Origin of the sequence: Actinotalea sp. C106, assembly GCF_023630195.1 — a bacterium.
Lineage (GTDB): Bacteria > Actinomycetota > Actinomycetes > Actinomycetales > Cellulomonadaceae > Actinotalea.
In genome coordinates, this window is the sequence record NZ_JALPKN010000376.1 from 1 (window position 1) to 2,532 (window position 2,532).

Here is a 2,532-nt window from a genome sequence, read left to right on the forward strand (position 1 = left end):
CTGCGACCGGCCCCGCCCCAGGGCCCGGCCCCGGCCGCCCCCGCCGAGCCCACCGGGGAGCGGTCCTCCGACTGAGCCTGCCGGACGGTCAGGACGCCGCCGGGACTGGCATGCTGGACGCATGACGCACGAGCCCCCGCCCGAGACGGTCCCGCGCGGCATCCCCGCCCTCGAGGCCACCACGCCCAAGCGCAGCTCCGAGCCGCCCGAGCTCCTGGTCATCACCGGCATGTCCGGCGCGGGTCGGTCGCAGACGGCGACCGTGCTCGAGGACCTCGACTGGTACGTGGTCGACAACCTCCCCGCCCAGCTCCTCACCCAGATGGCGCGGATGATGAGCGCCGGCCCTGGCGGGGTGAACCGCCTCGCGGCCGTCGTCGACGTCCGCGGACGTGAGTTCTTCGCCGACCTCGCCCACGTCATCGACGAGATCCGCGCTGCGGGATACGCCTACCGCGTCCTGTTCCTGGATGCTTCGGACGCCAAGCTGGTGCAGCGTTTCGAGGCCGTCCGACGGCCGCATCCCCTCCAGGGCGACCGCGGCATCCTCGACGGCATCACCGAGGAGCGCGCGCTGCTGCAGGGCATCCGCGAGCGCGCGGACGTCGTGATCGACACGACCGAGCTCAACGTCCACGACCTGGCCCGCGAGGTGCGCATCGCGGTGACCGGCGGAGACGACGAGGCGCTGCGTCTGCACATCCTGTCCTTCGGCTTCAAGTACGGCCTCCCGCTCGACGCCGACCACGTCGTGGACATGCGCTTCCTGTCGAACCCGTACTGGATCACCGAGCTGCGGCACCTGACCGGCAGGGACGAGCCCGTCCGCGACTACGTGCTGGCGCGGGAGGGTGCGATGACGTTCATCGAGCGTTACGTGCTGGCACTCGAGCCCGTGCTCGCGGGCTACCGCAACGAGAACAAGCGGTACGCGACGATCGCCGTCGGGTGCACGGGCGGCAAGCACCGGTCTGTCGCGGTGTCCGAGACCTTGGCGACCGAGCTGCGCGAGCGGGGGCACCGCGTCGTCGTCTCGCACCGCGACCTGGGGCGCGAGTGACCCTCCTGGACCCCGGCGGTCGTGGACCGGCGGTGGTCGCCCTCGGGGGAGGGCACGGCCTGTTCGCGAGCCTCTCGGCCCTCCGGCTCATGTCCGACCGGCTGACCGCCGTCGTCACGGTCGCTGACGACGGTGGCTCCTCGGGGCGGCTGCGTGCCGAGATGGACGTGCTCCCCCCCGGGGACCTGCGGATGGCGCTGTCGGCCCTGTGCGACGACACCGAGTGGGGCAGGACGTGGCGCGACCTGCTGCAGCACCGGTTCCACTCGCAGGGGTCCCTCGACCAGCACGCGGTGGGCAACCTGCTGATCGTGGCGCTATGGGAGCTCCTGGGCGACACCGTGTCCGGCCTCGACTGGGTGGGCCGGTTGCTGGGCGCCCGCGGGCGGGTGCTGCCGATGGCCTCGGTACCCCTGGCCATCGAGGCCGACCTCGTCGACGCCGCAGCCGGCCCTGAAGCGGTGCCGCACGTGGTGCAGGGGCAGAGCGCGGTCGCCACCGCGCCGGGTCGGGTCCGGGCGGTCCGGCTCATCCCGGACGACCCGCCGGCCTGCCCCGAGGCGGTCGCCGCCGTCGACGCTGCGGACTGGGTGGTGCTCGGCCCGGGCTCGTGGTTCACCTCGGTGATGCCGCACCTGCTCGTGCCCGAGCTGTCGGAGGCGTTGCACCGCACGGCCGCGCACCGGTGCCTGACCCTCAACCTGAGCGACGAGTCGGGTGAGACCCACGGCATGACCGCCAACGACCACCTGTCTGCCCTCCAGGCGCACGCCCCCGAGCTGCGGATCGACGTCGTCGTCGCGGACCCGACGGTGATCGAGGACATCGAGCAGCTCCAGGTCCACTGCTCCGCCCTCGGTGCCCGGCTCCTGCTCCGGCAGGTCGGCGTGGGCGACGGGACAGCACGCCACGACGCCCTGCGCCTGGCCGCCGCCTACCGTGACGCCTTCGAGGGATTCCTCGGCGACGTCGGCACCTCAGCCCGCTGACTGGCAGGATGACCGCATGGCGTTGACGGCACAGGTGAAGGACGAGCTCGCGCGGCTCTCCGTGGACAAGACGTCGTGCCGCAAGGCCGAGGTCTCGGCGATGCTCCGGTTCGCGGGCGGGCTCCACATCATCTCGGGGCGCATCGTCATCGAGGCCGAGCTCGACACCGGCGTCGCCGCCCGCCGGCTGCGCACCTTCGTCGCCGAGGTCTACGGGCACTCGAGCGACGTCGTGGTCGTCAGCGGGGGCGGCCTGCGCCGCGGCACCCGCTACGTCGTCCGGGTCGTCAAGGACGGTGAGTCCCTCGCCCGCCAGACGGGACTGCTCGACAACCGAGGTCGGCCGGTGCGCGGTCTGCCGCCCCAGGTCGTCTCGGCGGGTCTGGGCGAGGCCGAGGCCGCCTGGCGCGGGGCGTTCATCGCCCACGGCTCCCTGACCGAGCCCGGGCGCTCGGCCGCCCTCGAGGTCACCTCCCCCGGCCC

The 2,532-nt window shown here is 73.2% G+C and carries 3 protein-coding genes; all 3 read left to right on the forward strand.

Annotated elements, in window-relative coordinates:
- Positions 1–121: 121 nt before the first annotated feature.
- Positions 122–1,060: an RNase adapter RapZ gene (gene rapZ, locus L0B03_RS16525; RefSeq protein ID WP_250447907.1), complete on the forward strand. Its 939-nt coding sequence runs from the start codon at positions 122–124 to the stop codon at positions 1,058–1,060.
- Complete coding sequence (gene yvcK, locus L0B03_RS16530) at positions 1,057–2,049, forward strand: uridine diphosphate-N-acetylglucosamine-binding protein YvcK (protein ID WP_250447909.1); 993 nt, start codon at positions 1,057–1,059, stop codon at positions 2,047–2,049. The genes rapZ and yvcK overlap by 4 nt, the downstream gene beginning before the upstream one ends.
- Positions 2,050–2,065: 16 nt before the next feature.
- Positions 2,066–2,532: DNA-binding protein WhiA (gene whiA, locus L0B03_RS16535; RefSeq protein WP_250447911.1), on the forward strand; the 467-nt coding region annotated here is incomplete at its 3' end.